Origin of the sequence: Ideonella benzenivorans (assembly GCF_020387415.1) — a bacterium.
GTDB lineage: Bacteria > Pseudomonadota > Gammaproteobacteria > Burkholderiales > Burkholderiaceae_C > Ideonella > Ideonella benzenivorans.
The window spans coordinates 600,702-619,739 of the sequence record NZ_JAGWCB010000010.1; the positions used below are offsets into that span (position 1 = coordinate 600,702).

The following is a 19,038-nucleotide window of genomic DNA, read 5'->3' on the forward strand; positions in this document are numbered from 1 at the left end:
CGGAGGCGGCTCAGCGGCCGGCAACAGGCCCACCGGATGGCCGGCGACCGGCGCGCCCAGGCGCCCGCCTGCGCAGGGCGCGCAAGCGTCGACGGGGCGCCGGGCACTCCGGCGCATGGGCTGAATCCGATTCATCTGGCTGGCCTGGCCACAGACCCCAGATCGATTGATCTGGCGCACGCCACCACGGTGTGGCGATTGATCTGTCGCAATGCGGGTATTTGGCACCCATTGTATTGGCTGACCGGGTTCACTCCATTGACTGGGTTGTCAAGTCGGAATAGGTTGCCAAGTTTTGCCGGCATGCGCTAAGCATGGATTGGCACAAATGCTTTGTCAGGGCCAGAGGGCCTGCACGGTCTCTCGCACCGCCGCCACCGCGGGAATCGCCAGGGCCTCGGGGGTGCTGATCCAACACAGCCAGGTCTGCCCGGACCAGCCCGGGAAGATGTCCGCCTGCCCGTCGCGCGCAGCGGCCTCGGCCTGGTCGCGGCGCATCAGCCCCACCCCCAGGCCGCTGGCCACCATGCTGCGCACCGCGCTTTCGGTGTCGGCCATCACCGTGGCCGGCACCGGCACGCCCACCTGGGCGAAGAGACGGTCCAGCTGGCCGCGCAGCCCGCACTCGGGCGGTGTGGCCACCCAGGGCAGGCGCGCAAGCTCCCCCAGGCTGTCCGGCAGACCGTCGGCCGACAGCCGGCGTGGCACGGCCGCCACGACTTCGCAGGCTTGCAGACGCAGGATCTCCAGCCCGTCCAGCGTCTGGTGCTCGCACAGCACCCAGGCGCAGTCCAGCTCGCCGCGCCGCACGGCCTGGGTCGCGTGCATCGACACCCCCTGGCGCAGCTGCAGGGCCACCTGCGGATGCTGCTCGGCCAGTTGCACGAAGACCTCCCCCAGCCGCAGCGCCGCCGGATCGGTGATGGTGCCCATGCGCACCACGCCGCGCACCTGGCCGCGGATCTGCGCCGCCGTCGCCTGCAGGGCCTGGGCCGCCGCCAACGTGCGCTGGGCCTCGGCCAGCAGGCGCTGCCCGGCCGGCGTGAGGGCCATGCCCCGTGAGGTGCGGTCGAACAGACGCACCCCCAGCTCCTCCTCCAGCGCCTTGAGCTGGGCACTGACCGCCGGCGCGCTGGTGAAGACCCGCTCGGCCGCCCGGGTCAGGTTGCCCTCGGTGGCCACGGCCACAAAGGTCTTGAGCTGGTAGATCTCCATGGCCGCGATTCTCGGCGGCCCCTGCCCGGCCTGCGTCTCGTTTTTCCGAAGACCCCGCTCGGCCGAAACGAATGGACCGGGCCCCGGCCCGCCGCCCAGACTGGCGACCCTTTTCCGTTCAAGGAGTCGCCATGCAAGCCGTTCCCGTCGTCTGGGCCGTGCTGGCCCTGCTGGCCGCCACCACCGCCTGGGGCAGCATGTTCCTGGTCGCCAAGCCGATGGTTGCCCAGCTGGACCCGGTCTGGTTCACCACCGTGCGCTATGCGCTGGCCACCCTGCCCCTGTTGGCCCTGGTGCAGGTCTGGGGCCGCGCGCCCTGGACCCAGCTGCGCCGCCACCACCGGTCCCTGACCTGGTTGGGGCTGCTCGGCTATGGCGCCTTCAGCACGCTGTGCTTCTACGGCCTGCGGCTGACGCTGCCCTCGCACGCCTCTGTCCTGATGGCCACCATGCCCTTCTCCACCCTGGGCCTGCGCTGGTGGCTGGATGGGCAGCGCCCCAGCGCCCGGGCCCTGTGGGGCGCCGCGCTGGCCCTGGCCGGGGTGGCCACGGTGGCCGGCCTGCTGGGCCCCGCCGCCCGGGCCGCCGGGCCCGATGCCCTGTGGGGCGACGCCCTCATCTTCGCCGCCACCCTGGGCTGGGTGGTCTACACCCGCGGCGGCGCCCGGCTGAGCCACCTGAACGCGCTGGAATACACCGCACTGACGGCCACGGCCTCACTGCCCTGGCTGCTCGGCGCGGCCCTGCTGCTGACCGCGCTGGGCCTGTGCCGCGCCCCGGCCCCGATCACGCTGCAAGCCTGGGCGCCCTCGCTGGTCTACGTCGCCCTGGTGCCGACGGTGCTGGCAGCGCTGGCCTTCAACCTTGGCGTGCGCCGGCTGGGACCGGCGGTGGGCACCTTGTTCCTGAACGTGGTGCCGGTCTCGGTGATGGCGATGCGGGCCCTGCTGGGCCAGCCGCCCGGGGCCAGCGAGCTGCTGGGCACCGCGCTGGTGGCCATGGCGCTGACGCTGCATGCCCTGCCCGGGGCCAGCGCGCCCGCCCCGCGCGCCGCCCCCTGCCGCTGACGCCGGGCCCACAATGGGCGGTCGCCATTGCCCTTCCTCTGCCCCCCTCATGACCGTCCCCACCGACCAACTGGTTGAACTGGCCGCAGGCCGCTGGACCGGCCCGCTGATCCGCCGCCTGGGCCTGCCCGCACCGCGCCGGCTCTGCCGCGAGGCGGGCCCCCGGCGGACCGACGAACTGCAGGGCCGCCGCGCCAGCCTGGCTGGCACGGCGCAAGGCGCGGCGCTGGCGGTGGTCCAGCGCAGCCTGCTGGCGCACGGCGCCGCATTGGACACGGGCGACGGGCCGCTGGACATCGCCGTCTTCGACGCCACCGGCTGCCACACAGTGGCGGCCCTGCAGGCGCTCAGGGACTTCTTCGGCCCGCGCCTGCCCCGGCTGGCGCCCTGCGCCCACCTGCTGGTGCTGGCCACCGCCCCGGACACACTGGACAGCGCCGAGGCCGCCGCCGCCGCGCAGGCCTGCGAGGGCTTTGTGCGCAGCCTGGCCAAGGAAGTGGGTCGGCGCGGCGCCACCGCCAACCTGCTGTGGCTCACGCCCGGCAGCCCCGACCGGCTGGACGGGCCGGTGGGCTTTTTCTGCAGCCACCGCAGCGCCTACGTGTCGGGCCGGGCCCTGCGGCTGACGGCCACGGTCGCCGCCCCGCCGGCCACCCCCACCGCCCCCCGCGTCGCCGTGGTGACCGGGGCCGCGCGCGGCCTGGGCGCGGCCACCGCCGAACGCCTGGCCGAAGACGGCACCCAGCTGCTGTGCGTGGACGTGCCGGCCGCGCAAACGGCGCTGGCGGCGCTGGCCCAACGCCTGGGCGGCACCGCCCTGGCGCTGGACATCACTGCGCCGGATGCGCCACAGCAACTGACGGCGGCCCTGCGCCCCTGGGGCGGCGTGGACCTGCTGGTGCACAACGCCGGCATCACGCGAGACCGCACGCTGGCCCGCATGAGCGCCGCCGAATGGGACGCCGTGATGGCAGTCAACCTGCAGGCCGTGCTGCGGCTGGATGCGGCCCTGGACAGCGCCGGCCTGCTGCGCGCGGGCGGGCGCGAGGTCTGCCTGTCCTCCATCAGCGGCATCGCCGGCAATGCCGGGCAGACCAATTACGCGGCCAGCAAGGCGGCGCTGATCGGCTATGTGGCCCGCCGCGCGACGGCGCTGGCCGGGCGGGGCATCACGGTCAATGCGGTGGCGCCCGGCTTCATCGAGACGGAGATGACCCGCCGCATCCCCTGGCTGATCCGCGAAGCCGGGCGGCGCATGAACGCGCTGGCCCAGGGCGGCCAGCCGCGCGACGTGGCCGAGGCAGTGGCCTTCCTGGCCCGCCCCGAGGCCCTGGGGCTGACAGGCCAGGTGCTGCGCGTCTGCGGCCAGTCGCTGCTGGGCGGCTGAGCGCGGCCCGGACCCTTCCGGCCGCTCAGGGCTTCAGGTGCACGCCCTGCAGCGAGGGCGCCTGCAGGCGCGGCGCCGGGCTGCCCGGCCGCACCGTGCCGAAGCGTGCGCTGCCCTGCTCCCAGGCCTGCAAGGCCGTCTGCAGCGCGTCCTGGCTGCGGCCCACGAAGTTCCACCACAGCAGGATGGGTGCATCGGCCCAGGGCTGGCCGCCCAGCCACAGCAGCCGCAGCGGCCCCTCGCTGCGCAAGGCCACGCTGTCGGCGCCCGGCGGCAGGTACAGCAGCTCGTCCGCGTCCAGGCGCTCGCCGGCCACCCAGGCCTCGCCTTCCAGCACCATCGCGGCATGTTCAAAGGCCGGGTCCAGCGGCAGCGTCACCGTCCCGGCGGCCTCGGTCTTCAGCTCCAGCCCCACCAGCGGGGTGAACACCTGCACCGGCGAGGTCGCGCCCAGCGCGCTGCCGGCCAGCACCGTCACCTGCCAACCCTCCAGCGAGCGCACCGGCAGCACCGGGTGGTTCTGGAAGGCCGGCGGCCGGTCGCGCTCGGCGTCGGGCAGCGCGATCCAGAGCTGGGCCGCGTGCATGCGGGCGCCATCGGCGGCCGAGTCCTCGGTGTGGGCGATGCCGTGGCCGGCCGTCATCAGGTTGACCTGCCCTGGCCGGATCACCTGCTCGTGGCCCAGCGAATCACGGTGCATCACCTCGCCCTCGATCATCCAGGTGAAGGTCTGCAGGCCGATGTGCGGGTGCGCCCCGACGTGCATGCCGTCGCCCGGCGCGAACTGCGTCGGTCCCAGGTGATCGAGGAAGCACCAGGCGCCCACCATGCGGCGCTCGCGGTGCGGCAGGGCCCGCAGGATGGGCGTGTCCACGCCCAGGAGGGTCTTGCGGGCGGGCAGGCGCTGGAGGGTGGACATCGCGGGAACTCCTTCAGGCAAATCGCCCGGGGGTGTAGGGGCCGGCGTCCAGTGTAGGGGCCTGGCCCATCACGCACTGCGCGGCCAGCTCGGCCGCGCCGGCGGCCACCGTCCAGCCGGTGTGGCCGTGGCCGGTGTTCAGGAACAGGCCCGGCACCGCGGTGGCGCCGATCAGCGGCACACCATCGGGCGAGACCGGCCGCAGGCCGCACCAGCCCTGCTCTTCGCGCGGCGTCAGGGCCTCGGCATAGGCCGGGTAGAGCCGGCGCAGCAGCCGCCACAGGTTGGCCACCCGCTCGGGCGACAGGCTGCGGTCGAAGCCGGCGAACTCGGCCGTGCCGGCCACCCGCACCGCCTGCTCGCCCACCGGCACCACGGCCATGTGCAGGTCGGTGTCGATCACCGGCACCCGCGGCGCCAGCCCGTCCACCCGGGGCAGCGTGAGCGAATAGCCCTTGACCGGCTTGATCGGCAGCGACAGACCCACGCTGGCAGCCAGCCGCGGGCTCCAGGACGCGGCGCACAGCAGCACCGCATCGCCCTCGACCATGCCCTGCGAGGTGGCCACCCCACGCACCACGCCGCCGGCCTGCACCAGCTGATGCACCTCCGCGCCAAAGCGGAACACCACCCCCCGCGCCTGCAGCCAGGCCTGCAGCGCGCGGCAGAAGCCCTGCGGGTCGCCGCCCATGTCGCGCGGATGGAAGACCCCACCGACGATCTGATCGCCGATCGGCCGCAGCGCCGGCTCGATCTCCAGCACCTCGTCGCGGCTCAGGGCGGTGTAGTCCACGCCATGCGGCGCCAGCCAGGCCCGCCAGGCCTTCAGCGCGGCCAGGCCGGCCGCATCGCGGCAGATGGCCAGCGAGCCGCGCTCGTAGTGGTCAAAGCGCATCTCGGGCACCTGGGCCAGGGCCTGGGTCAGCGTCAGGCTGCGCAGCGCCAGCCGGGTGTTGGCCAGCGTGTTGGCGCGAAAGCGCGCCTCGTTCGATTCGCGCAGAAAGCGCCAGCCCCAGCCCAGCAGGTGGGGCAGCTGCCGCAGGTGCAGGCGCATCGGCGAATCCGGCTGGCCCAGGCCGTGCCAGAGCTCGCGCAGCACGCCGGGGCGGTTCCAAGGTTCGACCAGGCTGGGGTGCAACAACGAACCGTTGGCGAACGAGGTCTCCAGGCCCGGCCCGGCGTGGCGCTCCAGCACCTCTACCTCGGCGCCCCGCTGCTGCAGTTCATGGGCCGCGCACAGGCCGGCCAGACCGGCCCCGATCACCACCACTCTCACGATCTCTCTCCCAACGAAGTTCTGGCCCGCATTGGACACCCGCCGCGCGCGACTGCCGACTGCTGCAAGAATGGGCCGTTCCCATTCCCCATCCCGCGCCATGTCCCTCGCCTCCCGCTTCCCGGTCCAAGCCCGGCCCGCCGTCCACCAACTGTCCGGCTCCCTGATCCGCGAGGTGGCCAACAGCGCGATGGGCCGCGCCGACGTGCTGCCTTTCTGGTTCGGTGAATCGGACCAGCCCACGGCCGACTACATCCGCGCCGCGGCCACCCGTTCGCTGGCGGCGGGGGAGACCTTCTACAGCCAGAACCTAGGCCGGCCCTACCTGCGCGAGGCCATCGCCGCCTACCTGAGCCGACTGCACGGCCAGCCCCTGGACCCGGCCCGGGTCGGCGTCACCGCCTCGGGCGATGAAGGCCTGATGGTGGCGATGCAGCTGCTGCTCTCGCCCGGCGACCGGGTGGTCGCCATCACCCCGCTGTGGCCCAACATCTGCGAGATGCCGCGCGTGCTGGGCGCCGAGGTGACCCGGGTGCCGCTGAGCGTGGCCCAGGGCCGCTGGACGCTGGACCTGGACCGGCTGCTGGCCGCCCTGACGCCCCAGACCCGGCTGCTGATCATCAACTCGCCCAACAACCCCACCGGCTGGACGATCGACGAGGCCGCCATCCCGCTCATCCTGGCGCACTGCCGCCGGCACGGCATCTGGGTGCTGAGCGACGACGTGTACGAGCGCCTGGTCTACGACCCGGCCCAGGCCTCGGCGCCCTCCTTCCTGCGCCACGCCGCGCCGGATGACCGCTTCATCTCGGTCAACAGCTTCTCCAAGGCCTGGCGCATGACCGGCTGGCGCGCCGGCTGGATGGTGGTGCCCGAAGCCTTGGCCGACGACCTGGCCAAGCTGATCGAGTTCAACTTCTCCTGTGTGTTCGAGCCCATCCAGCGCGCCGGGGTGGCGGCGCTGGAACAGGGCGAGGCCGACGTGGCCCGGCTGCGGGCCGAACTGCGGGCCTCGCGCCAGCTGCTGGCTGGGGCGCTGCAGGCCTTGCCGGGCGTGGAGGTGCCCGAGGCCGGTGGCGCGATGTACGTGTTCTTCCGCCTGGCCGGCTGCGACGATTCGCTGGACCTGGCCAAGCGGCTGGTCGGCGAGGTGGGCCTGGGCCTGGCCCCGGGGGCGGCCTTCGGCCCCGAGGGCGATGGCTGGCTGCGCTGGTGCCATGCGGTGAGCGACCTGCAGACGCTGCGCACCGGCGTGGACCGGCTGACCCGCTTCGTGGCCCGCCACCGGCCAGGCTGACCCGCGCGCGGCGGCGGCGTTCAGCGCCAGCCGGCGCCAGTGGCCTTGCTCAGGTGCACGTAGTCGTGCAGGTCGCTGAGCATGAAGTGCCGGTTCTGCACCTCGCCCATGTGCGCCAGCGTGGCGGCATCGCCCGCCAGCCACTGGCGCGCCGTGGCGCGAAACTCCGGCGGCATGGCCTGGTTGAAGGCCGAGGGCTGGACCAGCAGGTGGCAGACCTGCTCGAACAGCAGCCGGTAGCGCTCATCCTCGGCCGCCTGGTAGACATCGCCGAAATCCCGCCAGCGGGGCTGCCCGGCCGCCGCGTCCCAGCGGTCGAACAGGCACAGGTAGGCCTCGGCATCCGGTCCGTCGCCCAGCCGGGCCTGGGTTTTCTTGGCCACCAGACGGGGGGTTCCGATCTGCTGCATGGGGCGGGCTCCTGCGCGAAATGCGCTGCCTGAGACAAAGACAAAGGCGCGGCCGGAATGTCGGCAATGCGACACCCCTGCGGTGTTCCGCCTGTCCACCGCAAGAAGCGTGCAGGCTCATCTGATGACCCACTGAACCTGTGCGATTCGCTCGGGCAAGCGCCCCCGCCCCCGCAGCGCCGACGCACCCCGCCTAGGATGCCGGCGTCACCACAGGAGGGGCCATGCCCACCGACGCCACCGCGCCCGCGCCCTACCGGGCCATCCTCTGCCACTTCGACAGCTACAGCGCCGCGCTGAACTTTGCCTGCTGGCCCGAGCGCTGCCTGCTCTGGCCCGCGCCGCTGCCCGAAGGGGCCACGCCGGGCCCGGTCAGCCTGCCCAATGACGGCACGGCCGCGCACCAGGCGGTGCTGCAGTTGCTGGGCGTACCCGAAGGCGAGCTGGTGTGGATGCCCGAGTACGACCAGGGCGTCCAGACGCCGGAGGGCGAGATCCGCGTGCACCTGCTGCGCTTCACCACCTTCGACGCCCCCACCCCGGCGCTGGAGGCCGTCGGCGGCGTGTTCAAGCCCATCTCGGCCCTGCGCGGCTATCCCCCGCTGGAGCTGGCCCTGGTGCGCGAGGTGTTCAACCTGATCGTTGGCGGCGCCGGCCACCGCGCCTGAGCTGAAGGGCGTCTCCGCCCCCTGCGACCACCGCCCCGCGGGGGCTCACGCCCGGTAGCCCTCCTCGGCCAGCACCTGCCGCACGGCCGGCATGCGGCGCATCCAGGCCAGGTGGGCCGCGCAGTGCGGCGGCAGCGGCAGGCCGGTGTGCTCGGCCCAGAAGAACACATAGAACAGCGCCGCGTCGGCCAGGTTCAGCCGGCGCTCCAGGCGCTCGGTCGCCAGCGCCGCCTCCAGCACCGCGAAACCCGCCTGCACGATCTCACGGCCCCGGGCCTGGATGGCCTCGGTCCAGCGCACCGTGTCCGCCGCGTCCAGCCCGGGCGGCAGGTAGCTGTCCGGGGTGAAGACGCGGGTCCAGCCTTGGCCGTGCACCGTGCCCACGGCATAGTCCAGCCGCGCCAGCAGCTCGGCCGCGGCCGCAGGGTCCTCCGGCAACAGCTGGGCCTTGGGGCAACGCCGGGCCAGCCAGTAGGCGATGGCGCCGAACTCGGTCAGCACACGGCCATCGTCAAGCTGCAGCGCGGGGATGCTGCCCTTGGGGTTGAGCGCCAGGTAGGCGGGCTGGCGGTGGTCGCCCGCCGGCAGGTTCAACACCGTGACCTGAAAGGGCAGCTCCAGCGCTTCCAGCAGGATGTGGATGCCGGTGGAGCAGGAGCCCGGCGTCATGAAGAAGGTCAGCATGGGGTCGATGGTAGGCAGCGATCGGCCCGGCCGCCGGACCGGCCGGGAAGCCCGAGTGCCCCGCCGGCACAAGGCCACGCCGGCCACGGCATCGGGCCGCCAGCCGGGGCCGCACGGCGCATACACTGCGGGCCTTCGCCGCCCCTCTCCCGGTCCTCCGTGCCATCCACCGACCACCCCCTGCAGGGCACGCGCCAGCTGATCTGGCAGCACCCGGTCGTCTTCGCCGCGCTGATCGGCGTCCTGGGCGCACTGCTGACCATCGGCTTTCGCGAAGCCATCCACGGGGTCGAGACCCTGGCCTACGGCCGCAGCGACAGCCTGGTGAGCATCGCCCGCGGCCTGCAGGGCTGGCAGCGGGTGCTGCCACCGGTCATCGGCGGCGTGGTGGCCGGGCTGCTGCTGCGCTGGACCCAGCGCTGGGTGCGCGAGGAGCACGGCGGCGACTACATGGAGGCCATCGCGCTGGGCAATGGCGAGCTGGACGTGCGCCGCTCGCTGCTCAAGGCGCTGTCCTCACTGGCGACGGTGGCCAGCGGCGGCGCCATCGGCCGCGAGGGCCCGATGGTGCAGCTGGCCGCGCTGGCCGGCTCGCTGTTCGGCCGCTGGTGGCAGCTGCCGGTGCCGCGGCGGCGGCTCTACGTGGCCTGCGGCGCGGCGGCCGGCGTTGCCACCGCCTACAACGCGCCCATCGCCGGTGCGCTGTTCATCGCCGAGATCGTGCTGAACTCACTGTCCCTGGCCAGCCTGGCGCCACTGATCGTCTCGGCCTTCACCGCCAACCTGGTGGTGCGCCAGCTGGCCGGCTATGCGCCGACCTACCACATGCCCTTCAGCGCGCTCAACCACGATGTGGAGATCATGGCGCTGCTGCCGCTGGGCCTGCTGGCGGGCGCGGTCGCGCCGCTGTACCTGGCGGTGCTGGACCAGGCCCATGTGCAGTTCCGCCGCTGGCACGCGCCGCTGTGGCTCAAGCTGGGCACCGGCGGCCTGCTGGTGGGCCTGATCTCGCTGGTCAGCCCCGAGGTCTGGGGCAATGGCTACAGCGTGGTCAACGCCATCCTGCAGGACCATTGGTCCATGGCCGCGCTGCTGGCGGTGCTGTTCTGGAAGGTGCTGGCCGTCTCGGCCACGACCGGCTCGGGCGCGGTGGGCGGCATCTTCACGCCCACGCTGTTCGTGGGCGCGGTGCTGGGCGCGCTGTTCGGCGACCTGCTGCAGCAGCTGTGGCCCGGCCTAGTGCCGGTGCCCGTGGCGGTGGTCATCGGCATGGGGGCCTTCTTGGCGGCCTGCACCCACGCGCCGCTGATGTCCATCCTGATGCTGTTCGAGATGACCCAGAACTACAACCTGATGGTGCCGCTGATGGCCACCTGCGTGCTGGGTTACCTCGTCTCGCATGCGCTGCGGGTGCGCTCCATCTACGCCGTCACCCAGGAACAGATCAAGCCCGCGGCGGCGCTGACCATCGCTGCCGACCTGCTGCACACCGAGCCGCCCACCGTCACGCTGGGCCAGCCCATGCAGGTGGTGGAAGAGCGCTTCCGCCAGAGCCGCTGGCAGCATGTCTATGTGACCGACGCGGCGGGCCGCTTCCTGGGCGCCATCCCGCTGCAGGATTTCCGGCTGCAGCTGATGCCCGACGGCACGGCCGCCGAGCAGTCTTGGCCGCCCCAGCTGCTGCGCGCCGACTACCCGCGCGTGCGGCTGGAGGCCCCGGCCTGGGAGGTGCTGGAGGTGTTCAGCCGCCACCCGGGCGAGCGCCTGCCGGTGCTGGACACGCAGGACCGGCTGATCGGCTACGTGGTCAAGTCGGACCTGGTGCTGCTGTGCCGGGACTACCTGGCCCAGCTCTGAGTCGCAGATCGGCCTGGCGCGCCAGCAGTTGTTGCGCCAGCGCGGGTGTGCCGCCGTGGCGCAGCACGCAGGCCTGCACCATCGCCGCTGGCAGCGCGGTGACCCCCTGCGCGGCCGCCCGCAGTTCCGCCGCGTCCATGTCGGCGAACAGGCGCCGTGCGTGCGGGTTGTCGGGGTCGCAGCGCAGACGGTCCCACTCGTCCACCCGGGTGCCGAAGGCCGCGCCCTTGGGGTCGCCCTGGGCCCGGTAGAGCAGCGCCCCGCCCACGTCCAGCGTCAGCACCGTGCCATCGGGGCCCACGCCCTGGTTGTCGCCGTCGAAGCCGGCCGCGTCCCAGTTGGCCAGCCAGGCATGCACACCCAGCCAGTGGCGGGCCTGGCACCGCTCGGCTTCGCTGAGCTGGGACACCCGGTGGCAACGCAGCGGCACCCAGGCGGTGACGACCTGGTCGGGCACGCGGCTGCGGCGGTAGGGCAGCGTGGGCGCGCCGGCCAGGCGGTAGAGCTGCGCGGCCAGCCATTCGTTGCGCGCATGGGCCGGGGACTCCACCGTCTTGACGTACCAGCGCCGGCCCCGCGCGTCTTCATAGATCCCGGCCGGGTGGCTGCCCAGCGCGCCGCCCACCCGCTGCAGCGTGGTGGTGTCGATCGGGCTGTCGTCCTCCCGCATGGGCGGCCCCACCTCAGGGCAAGGGCTGGGTGCGGCGCACCAGCGCCAGCTGGCCCGGGGTCTCGATGGCGCCCCGCCGCACCTGCCGCACCGCGCGGATGGCCTGCTCGGCCGGCCAGCCCAGCTCCACCAGCAGGCGCGCTGCGATCATGCCGGCGCGCCCCAGGCCGCCCTTGCAGTGCACCAGCACGTCGGCGCCCGCGCGCAGCCGGCGACGGATCTCGGCCCCCTCGGTGAGCCAGGCCCGCTCGAAGGGCTCGCCCGGCACGCCGAAATCGGGGATGGGCAGATGCGCCCAGTGCAGGCCGCGCCGCTGCACCGCCTGCCCCAGCTGCGGCACGCGCAGCGCCTGCAGCTCGGCCGGCTCCACCAGCGTCAGCACCAGCGTGGCGCCCCAGGCGACGATCGCGTCCAGGTCCAACCCCAGGTCACGCGCCCAGGCCCCGGTGGCGGCCGCGTGGTCGTGCTTGCCCGGGCAGAAGGTGATGCCGATGCGGCCCCAGCCATCGCCGGCCCGCAGCTCGGCGATCTGCAGCGGGTGGGTGTGGCTGGTGCGCACGAAGGTCATGCCCCATCGTGCCACCGCGCCCGCCCGGCCACCGCATTGGCCCAGCGGCGCAGTCTGGCTCAGGCGCGCAGCAGTTCGTCCACCACCGCCCGGCCCTCGGCGCCGGTCCAGTCCACAGCGCCCATCAGCTGGAAGCGGGCCCGGCCCTGGCGGTCGATGCCTACCGTGCACGGAAAGACCCGGGCCTCGAAGGCCTTGGCGGCGGCGCCGTCGTCATCCAGCGCCACCGGCAAGGTCAGCCCCAGCGGCTTCAGAAAGCCCCGCACGGTGCTGGCCGGCTCGCGGTAGTCCACCGCCATCAGCTGCAGGCCGTGCGCGCGTTCGCGCTCGGCCATCGCGGCCAGCCGGGGCAGCTCCTCGCGGCAGGGCTCGCACCAGGTGGCCCAGAAGTGCAGCAGCACGGCCTCGCCCCGCGCGCTGGCCAGGGTCCAGCGGCCACCGTCCAGCCGCGGCAGGTCCACCGCCGGCGTGGCGCGCCCTCTCGGCCACGCCTTGCGCAGCACCGTGGGCGCGGCCTGCGCCCGGCGGGGCGTACCAGCCCCCAGCACCATCAACACGGCCGACGCCGAGACGGCGGCCAGGGCCTGACGCCGGCGCCGGTCGGGAACATCCCCGCCCGCATCGGGGCAGGCTTCACGGAGAGAAAAACCGGTCATCGTTAAAATTTTGGTCCTTCCACAGGATTCCAACCCAATGACCACCTTGCTGTCGAGGCGTAGCCTCGTGAAATCGGCCTCGGCTTCTCTGCTGCTGGCGGGCGTGCCCGCCCTGCGCGCCGAGGAGGCCCAGCGCCATTTCGATCCCAAGCCCACCGGCTGGCGCACCTTCGACGTGACGACCACCGTGACGCTGAAGGATGCCAAGGGCCCGTCCAGCATCTGGTTGCCCGTGCCTTCGCTGGACAACGGCTGGCAGCGCACGCTGGACGTGCACTGGACGGACAACGCCGGCAAGGTGCAGATGAGCACCGACGGCGACACCGGCGCCAAGATCCTGACCGCGACCTACGACGCCTCGGTGGCGCTGCCCAGCATCACCCTGGTCACCCGGGTGCAGACGCAAAACCGCGCCGTGGACTGGAAGGCCAAGGCCACCGAAGCCGTGGACCCGGCAGAGCTGCGCCGCTGGGTGCAGCCCAGCGAGCTGATCCCCGTCGACGGCGTGGTGCGCAAGGTGGCGCAACAGATCGTGGCCGGCACCCGCACCGACCGTGAGAAGGCCCAGCGCATCTACGACTGGGTGATCGTCAGCTCCTACCGCGACCCCAAGGTGCGCGGCTGCGGCGTGGGCGACATCCGCGCCATGCTGGAAAGCGGCAACCTGTCGGGCAAGTGCGCCGACATCAACGCGCTGTTCGTCGGCCTGTGCCGCGCCGTGGGCATCCCCGCGCGGGACCTGTACGGCATCCGCCTGGTGCCCAGCGCCTTCGGCTACCGCGAGCTGGGCGGCAACCCCGCCAGCCTGAAGGGCGCGCAGCACTGCCGCTCCGAGATCTACCTGAAGGGCCACGGCTGGGTGGCCATGGACCCGGCCGACGTCACCAAGGTGATGCGCCAGGAAACCCCCGAGTGGATCAAGGACCCGGCCCACCCCATCGTCACCCCGGTGCGCCGCGCCCTGTTCGGCAGCTGGGAAGGCAACTGGATGGGCTACAGCAGCGCCGCCGACATCACCCTGCCGGGCGCCAAGAAAGGCAAGCTGCCGTTCTTCATGTACCCGCAGGCCGAGACGGCCGACGGCGCCCGCGACCCCTACGCGCCGGACACCTTCGTCTACCAGATCACGGCCAAGGAAGTGACCGCCTGAGCGCGGTGATGCCCGATGCTGGCCCGCACCGCTGACCCCACCCCCGGCACCCGCGGCCTGAGCGCGCTGCTGGCGGCCGGGTTGGCGGCGCTGCTGGCGTCGAGCTGCTGCGTCATGCCGCTGGCCCTGGCCCTGCTGGGCGTTTCCGGCGCCTGGATCGGCCAGCTGCGGGTGCTGGAGCCCTGGTCGCCCTGGCTGCTGGCCGGGGCGCTGGGCGCCCTGGGCCTGGCCGCCTGGCAGATCTACCGCCCGGCCCGCGCCGGCAGCGCCCAGTGCGGCATCGACAACGACGCCTGCCGCACCACCAACCGCTGGATGCGGCGCTGGTTCTGGCTGGTGGCGCTGCTGACGCTGGTGCCGCTGCTGGCGCCCCTGCTGGCGCCCTGGTTCTACTGAGACCTCCTGCGATGAAGACCCCCTCATCCCTGTGGACCGGCCTGTGCGCCGCCCTGCTGCTGGGCAGCGCGCTGCCCGCCACCGCCGCGCAGCGCCAGGTCACGCTCAACGTGCCCACCATGGACTGCGCCACCTGCCCCGTCACCATCAAGGTGGCGCTGATGAAGGTGCCCGGCGTCAGCAAGGCCGTGGTGAGCTACAACCGGCGCACCGCCCAGGTCACCTACGACGACGCCCAGGCGGATGTGCCCGCGCTGATGCGCGCCACCGAGGGCGTGGGCTACCCGTCCTTCAAGGCCGACGCGCCCTGAGCGCGGCCTTCAACCCCGCAAATGCCCGGTGGGCAAGGCGGTGGTGTACTTCACCTGGCTGAGCGCGAAGCTGGAGCGGATGCTGGCCACGCCCGGGATCTGCGTCAGGCAGTCCACCAGCAGCGTCTGGTACTGGATCAGGTCCTCGACCACCACGCGCAACATGAAGTCGGCCTCGCCGCTCATCAGGTAGCACTCCATCACCTCCGGCCGCTGGCTGATGGCCTGGGTGAAGACCTCCAGCGAGGCCTTGTCCTGCTGCTTGAGCGTGACGTGCACGAACACGTTGACCGCCAGCCCCAGCTTGAGCGGGTCCACCAGCGACACCGCCCCGCGCAGCACCCCGCTTTGTTTCAGCTCGGCCACCCGCCGCCAGCAGGGCGAGGCCGACAGCCCCACCCGCTCGGCCAGTTCCGCGTTGCTCAGCGTGGCGTCCTGCTGCAGCGCATCCAGGATGCGCAGGCTGGCCTCGTCCAGCGTCACCGGCTTGAAGGTCAAAGTTTTCTCCTTTGTAAGCCACGAAGGATAACTTCTCCGATTTCAGCCCAAACCCCGGCCAACAAGAAGACACTTTCCACCCCGTCGTGACTAGCATTTCCTGGCCGTTTTACCCCGCCAGCCCGCGTCACGACATGGACCTCACGCACAAGAACCCCCTGGCCCTTGCGGCCACCCGCCGCCCCGCCACGGCCGGACTGGACACCCTGGCCTGGCTGGGCCTGATGGTGCTGCTGTGGGGCCTGAGCTGGCCGGCCACCCAACTGGCCCTGAACGTGGTGCCGCCGCTGTGGCTGGCCACCCTGCGCTTTGGCAGCGCCGGCCTGTGCCTGTTCGCCTTCACCGCGGCCAAAGGCCTGCTGCGCTGGCCCACCCGGGCGGACTGGCCCATCGTCGCCAGCATGGGCCTGCTGCAGATGATGACCTTCACCGGCCTGGGCATGATCGCGATGACCCATGTGGACACCAGCCGCGCCGTGCTGCTGGCCTACACCACGCCGCTGTGGGGCGTGCTGGCCAGCGCGCTGCTGCTGGGCCAGGCGCCCACCCGCCTGCAGCTGCTGGCCCTGCTGGTGGGCCTGACCGGCATCGGGCTGATCTGCTCCCCCTGGGAGATGGACTGGCAGGCCCCCGGCGCGCTGATGGGCGCGGCCTTTCTGCTGATCGGCGCGGTCTGCTGGGCGGTGGTGATCCTGCACATCAAGCGCCACCGCTGGGCCGCCTCCCCGCTGGCCCTGGCGCCCTGGCAAATGCTGCTGGCCACGCTGCCGCTGGCCGGCTTTGCCGCCGCGCTGGAAGGCGCGCCCACCCACGTGAGCGTGGACCGTCACCTGCTGGAGCTGCTGATCTACATCGGCCCGGTGGCCACCTCCGCCTGCTTCGTCATCTCGGCCGAGCACGGCCGGCGCATCAGCACCTTCGCCATGTCCAACCTGACGCTGGGCGTGCCGCTGATCGGCATCCTGTCCTCGGTGGCCATCCTGGGCAACCGGCTGTCCGGCCTGTTCGCGATCGGGCTGGGGCTGATCTTCGGGGGGATGGTGTTGGCGGCGACAGCGGCGAAGCGGGGGCGGTGAGCTGGGCTGCATTCGCTGTGCCGCAACGCACTTAGCTCAGAGGCACGCGGAGAAGTTTGACCAGCTGCAGCTTCTCTTTGCCAACCTCCCAGCGCCGAACCGGCTGGAACCCCATTCGGGCGTAGAGCGCCAATGCCGGGGTGTTCTTCGCCCCAGTTTGAACGGTCAGTGGCGACGCTCCATGGGTGCGCAAGACCTCTGCCAGAAGACGACCAGCGATTCCACGACGCTGGAAGGCAGGTGCAACCACCAGAGCCGAGATGTTCGGACCTTCGTCGGCGCGCTCGACGCTGATGCCACCGACCAGCTGCCGCCCCAGGCGGGCAACGAAGAAGGCCTCGGTGGAAGCACGCAGGTCCGCGACGGTTACTCTTAGCGGTGGAAAGTCGACCGCCCCGAGTAGAACGGCCTCCTCTGCATAAGCCTGCAGCCACACCCTGTGGATTTCCTCGGCCGTGGTGCCAGAGGCTGGACTCTCGACAAGGACGAGAAGACTCTCGTTCATGTGGCCCAACGTCCAAGCTCAGCGTGCGGCGAAAGGTTGGGCATAAGGCTCACCACAGCTTCCACCACGGCCGACTTCCTTCCATGGAGCTGCTTGGGTAGTGAATGGATTCCGGCTGTGGATCGTAAGGAGACAAGTCGTGCATCGCGACCAGGGACTTGAGTAGAGCGCCGACGTAGTCAGCTTTGGACCACACGCGGCACATGATGAGGTGACCTGGCGAGCGAGCGAACACAATGTCAAAGGGACACAAGTCAGTTTCACCGTCACAAAGAGCCAGATACAACGGGCCAGCCTCTGCATTCGATAAGCGCTCGCGAGGAAAAAACTTCGTGATCAAAACTTATTTTCTACCTGATTACCAACGTTTTAAGTCACCGGATCTGCGCGATTTTCACGCGATCCGGTGAAATTATGGCATGGCCTAACGCAAAAATATTGACACCTCATGACTATTGGGTACATGGGTCTTTAAGAAGGTCACGGGACACCCATCGCATGCGCGCAATGCAAAATAGCGAGAATTTCACATCCCCATCCGTTCGCAGGACGTCAACAATCGCATGAGATTCCTTCCCAGTAGTTGATATCACGCCAACCTCGTATCGATACGGCATTGTCTCTGAGATTCTAGTTGAGCCACGCTCCACCCACGTATTCTTAACTTCACCGGCATCGCGAATGATGTCCAGGTTGTTTTTTATGTATTGACTAACCAATGCCTTTTCCTTGGCGACTTCTTTCGGTACGTTAGCTGGATCGACCTGTCCGGCGCGACAATGAGGATTTCCTTTTACAGAGTACATCTGCTCGATCATTGGCGCTTGCTCTCGTGCCTTGGCTTCAATATCAACCTTTTCAGAAGCAAACTTTGCTCTAAGTTCGTTTAATCCTGAATAGACTGACTCCACCCGCCTTTCGATGGCATCCGTCTTGGGTTTTTCTCGGTATGGATTTGGAGTTACCTTATCCCACACCATCACGCGATCCAGGATTCTGTCGAGATTTGCAACGTTTTGGAATGCGTAATTGTTGATTGGTGCGCCAATCGTCATGCGCATTACCGATAGCAGTTGGCTTCTGTCTCCGCGTTCAAAGGCCATTTGATATTGAACGCGTAATTGTGCCGCGTAGAACCAGAAGACGCCATCGTCCCTCTCACCGTTTTGAAATAACACGAAGGCGGGAGCGAACATTTCAAGTGGCTCTTTGAGCAATCTTGGGTCATTCAGCAATTCCCTCGCAGCAGCTAGCGCTGTGCGTTCGTCACAGGACTTCAAACGATCCTTCGCGGGCAAGCCCTCATCCGCATTCGAGAAAGTCGGAGCGAGAAAGGCAAGAGCAAGCATTAGTGAGGTATAGAGGATGCGCAGCATAGTAGTTAGGCCCAACGTGAAGCTCAGCCGCCCGCGTAGGTGTGACGCCAGTAGCGGCCGGGCCAGAGTGCCCCCAGGGCATGCTCGGCCGCGAGTGGCGGCACGCCGTAGCGAGTCGGCTGCAGCGTTGGGTTAGGCCTTACTGCCGACAACGGTTCAGTAGGCGATTCAGTTCGCATTGATCTTTGCTACGCGAGCAGCGTGTCTGCCGCCTTCGAAGCGTGCCGTCAAGAACGCGTCCACGATGTCGATGGCGGTGCCCACGCCAACGACACGCGCGCCAAGGCACAAGACGTTTGCATCATTGTGCTGCCGTGCCATTCGAGCGCTCAGCGGCTCGCTGCAGACTACGGCGCGCACGAAAGCGTTTCGATTTGCAGCGATAGACATGCCAACTCCGGTGCCACAAACGAGGACCGCGAGTTGGACGGCTCCGTCCGCTACAGCACGGCCCACGGCGTGAGCGAAGTCTGGGTAGTCACAGGATTCCATACCCGTTGTGCCGAAGTCCCGAGCGGTGATACCGCGCTTCTCCAGTTCTTGCTTCAGCGTCTGCTTGAGCTCGAAGCCGGCATGATCGGAAGCGACAGCGATTGCGAGAGTCATGGGTGTATTGCTTAACTGCAGCACTCGACACGAGTGGGGTTCTGAGGCCTAACGAATGAAAGGGACTTCCCCGTCCCGAGCGAGCCGCGAAGCGGCAAACGGCAACGAGTGCCACGATGGGGTTGCGAATCTCATCCATTCACTCCGAAGGGGAAGCCCATGGCCATCGTATGCGTTGGAGTCGACCTCGCCAAGAACGTGTTTGCCGTGCACGGCATCAACGAAGCCGGATGTCCTGAACTGGTACGACCGGCGGTGCCGCTCGACCAGCTGCTGGCGCTGGTCTCGGCCCTGCTGACCTGCTCCCCCCAGTCCGCACCTTGTTGCTCCCATCGCCCGATCGAAACCCGGTTGGTACGTGAAGCCCACAAAAAGACAGACCCGCTGCGCGGGTCTAGGGATTCGTTTGGCTTGACAGACGGGGAAGCCCTTGTAGTGGAGGTAAC

At 70.2% G+C, this 19,038-nt stretch carries 21 protein-coding genes and 1 pseudogene; 10 read left to right on the plus strand and 12 right to left on the minus strand.

What is annotated here, in order from left to right; all coding sequences use genetic code 11:
• Positions 1-336 precede the first annotated feature (336 nt).
• Complete coding sequence (locus tag KGA65_RS11545) at positions 337-1,215, minus strand: LysR family transcriptional regulator (RefSeq protein ID WP_225863255.1); 879 nt, start codon at positions 1,213-1,215, stop codon at positions 337-339.
• 131 nt (positions 1,216-1,346) lie between these two features.
• Between KGA65_RS11545 and KGA65_RS11550 the strand changes: the two genes are divergently transcribed.
• On the plus strand, positions 1,347-2,282 hold the full coding sequence (locus KGA65_RS11550) for a DMT family transporter (RefSeq protein WP_225863256.1): 936 nt from the start codon (positions 1,347-1,349) through the stop codon (positions 2,280-2,282).
• 49 nt (positions 2,283-2,331) lie between these two features.
• Complete coding sequence (locus KGA65_RS11555; protein ID WP_225863257.1) at positions 2,332-3,669, plus strand: 3-oxoacyl-ACP reductase; 1,338 nt, start codon at positions 2,332-2,334, stop codon at positions 3,667-3,669.
• 25 nt (positions 3,670-3,694) lie between these two features.
• On the opposite strand, the gene KGA65_RS11560 is transcribed toward KGA65_RS11555, so the two are convergent.
• Complete coding sequence (locus KGA65_RS11560; RefSeq protein ID WP_225863258.1) at positions 3,695-4,588, minus strand: pirin family protein; 894 nt, start codon at positions 4,586-4,588, stop codon at positions 3,695-3,697.
• 13 nt (positions 4,589-4,601) lie between these two features.
• A complete protein-coding gene (locus KGA65_RS11565) occupies positions 4,602-5,864 on the minus strand; it encodes an FAD-dependent oxidoreductase (protein ID WP_225863259.1) in 1,263 nt (420 codons plus the stop codon).
• A 100-nt stretch (positions 5,865-5,964) separates the two neighbouring features.
• Here KGA65_RS11565 and KGA65_RS11570 point away from each other — a divergent pair, with 100 nt between their 5' ends.
• Positions 5,965-7,161, plus strand: coding sequence for a pyridoxal phosphate-dependent aminotransferase (locus tag KGA65_RS11570; RefSeq protein ID WP_225863260.1), 1,197 nt, complete (start codon positions 5,965-5,967; stop codon positions 7,159-7,161).
• Between the two features lie 20 nt (positions 7,162-7,181).
• On the opposite strand, the gene KGA65_RS11575 is transcribed toward KGA65_RS11570, so the two are convergent.
• Positions 7,182-7,571, minus strand: coding sequence for a hypothetical protein (locus KGA65_RS11575; RefSeq protein ID WP_225863261.1), 390 nt, complete (start codon positions 7,569-7,571; stop codon positions 7,182-7,184).
• Positions 7,572-7,795: 224 nt separating this feature from the next.
• On the opposite strand from KGA65_RS11575, the gene KGA65_RS11580 reads away from it, so the two are divergent.
• Complete coding sequence (locus KGA65_RS11580) at positions 7,796-8,239, plus strand: hypothetical protein (RefSeq protein ID WP_225863262.1); 444 nt, start codon at positions 7,796-7,798, stop codon at positions 8,237-8,239.
• Between the two features lie 45 nt (positions 8,240-8,284).
• On the opposite strand, the gene KGA65_RS11585 is transcribed toward KGA65_RS11580, so the two are convergent.
• Positions 8,285-8,923: a glutathione S-transferase family protein gene (locus KGA65_RS11585; protein WP_225863263.1), complete on the minus strand. Its 639-nt coding sequence runs from the start codon at positions 8,921-8,923 to the stop codon at positions 8,285-8,287.
• Between the two features lie 159 nt (positions 8,924-9,082).
• Between KGA65_RS11585 and KGA65_RS11590 the strand changes: the two genes are divergently transcribed.
• Entirely contained in the window at positions 9,083-10,780 is a 1,698-nt protein-coding gene (locus KGA65_RS11590) for a ClcB-like voltage-gated chloride channel protein (RefSeq protein WP_225863264.1), read from the plus strand.
• On the opposite strand, the gene KGA65_RS11595 is transcribed toward KGA65_RS11590, so the two are convergent.
• Genes KGA65_RS11595 through KGA65_RS11605 form a run of 3 tightly spaced genes read right to left on the minus strand, consistent with a single transcriptional unit; the run spans position 10,731 to position 12,674 of the window.
• Positions 10,731-11,450: a hypothetical protein gene (locus tag KGA65_RS11595; protein ID WP_225863265.1), complete on the minus strand. Its 720-nt coding sequence runs from the start codon at positions 11,448-11,450 to the stop codon at positions 10,731-10,733. The two genes, KGA65_RS11590 and KGA65_RS11595, sit on opposite strands and share 50 nt — an antisense overlap.
• Before the next feature lie 13 nt (positions 11,451-11,463).
• A complete protein-coding gene (locus KGA65_RS11600; RefSeq protein WP_225863266.1) occupies positions 11,464-12,018 on the minus strand; it encodes a cyclin-dependent kinase inhibitor 3 family protein in 555 nt (184 codons plus the stop codon).
• Between the two features lie 59 nt (positions 12,019-12,077).
• On the minus strand, positions 12,078-12,674 hold the full coding sequence (locus KGA65_RS11605) for a TlpA family protein disulfide reductase (protein WP_225863267.1): 597 nt from the start codon (positions 12,672-12,674) through the stop codon (positions 12,078-12,080).
• A 37-nt stretch (positions 12,675-12,711) separates the two neighbouring features.
• Between KGA65_RS11605 and KGA65_RS11610 the strand changes: the two genes are divergently transcribed.
• From KGA65_RS11610 to merP, 3 genes are read left to right on the plus strand one after another with little or no spacing between them, the layout of a single operon-like run.
• Positions 12,712-13,824, plus strand: coding sequence for a transglutaminase-like domain-containing protein (locus tag KGA65_RS11610; protein ID WP_225863268.1), 1,113 nt, complete (start codon positions 12,712-12,714; stop codon positions 13,822-13,824).
• 15 nt (positions 13,825-13,839) lie between these two features.
• Positions 13,840-14,220 (plus strand): mercuric transporter MerT family protein, encoded by a 381-nt coding sequence (locus tag KGA65_RS11615; protein ID WP_225863269.1) that lies wholly within the window; start codon positions 13,840-13,842, stop codon positions 14,218-14,220.
• Between the two features lie 11 nt (positions 14,221-14,231).
• Positions 14,232-14,531, plus strand: coding sequence for a mercury resistance system periplasmic binding protein MerP (merP, locus tag KGA65_RS11620; protein ID WP_225863270.1), 300 nt, complete (start codon positions 14,232-14,234; stop codon positions 14,529-14,531).
• Positions 14,532-14,540: 9 nt separating this feature from the next.
• On the opposite strand, the gene KGA65_RS11625 is transcribed toward merP, so the two are convergent.
• Positions 14,541-15,029, minus strand: a complete 489-nt coding sequence (locus KGA65_RS11625; protein WP_225863271.1) for an Lrp/AsnC family transcriptional regulator — start codon at positions 15,027-15,029, stop codon at positions 14,541-14,543.
• A 134-nt stretch (positions 15,030-15,163) separates the two neighbouring features.
• Between KGA65_RS11625 and KGA65_RS11630 the strand changes: the two genes are divergently transcribed.
• Complete coding sequence (locus KGA65_RS11630) at positions 15,164-16,105, plus strand: DMT family transporter (RefSeq protein WP_225863272.1); 942 nt, start codon at positions 15,164-15,166, stop codon at positions 16,103-16,105.
• Between the two features lie 31 nt (positions 16,106-16,136).
• Here the strand turns inward: KGA65_RS11630 and KGA65_RS11635 are convergent, their stop codons facing one another.
• The 3 genes from KGA65_RS11635 to rpiB form a co-directional block, all read right to left on the minus strand.
• Positions 16,137-16,610, minus strand: coding sequence for a GNAT family N-acetyltransferase (locus KGA65_RS11635; protein WP_225863273.1), 474 nt, complete (start codon positions 16,608-16,610; stop codon positions 16,137-16,139).
• A 452-nt stretch (positions 16,611-17,062) separates the two neighbouring features.
• Entirely contained in the window at positions 17,063-17,986 is a 924-nt protein-coding gene (locus KGA65_RS11640) for a hypothetical protein (protein ID WP_225863274.1), read from the minus strand.
• Between the two features lie 168 nt (positions 17,987-18,154).
• On the minus strand, positions 18,155-18,592 hold the full coding sequence (rpiB, locus tag KGA65_RS11645; RefSeq protein WP_225863275.1) for a ribose 5-phosphate isomerase B: 438 nt from the start codon (positions 18,590-18,592) through the stop codon (positions 18,155-18,157).
• A gap of 159 nt (positions 18,593-18,751) precedes the next feature.
• On the opposite strand from rpiB, the pseudogene KGA65_RS11650 reads away from it, so the two are divergent.
• Positions 18,752-18,895, plus strand: a pseudogene (locus KGA65_RS11650) (IS110 family transposase); the annotation flags it as partial.
• Between the last annotated feature and the right edge of the window lie 143 nt (positions 18,896-19,038).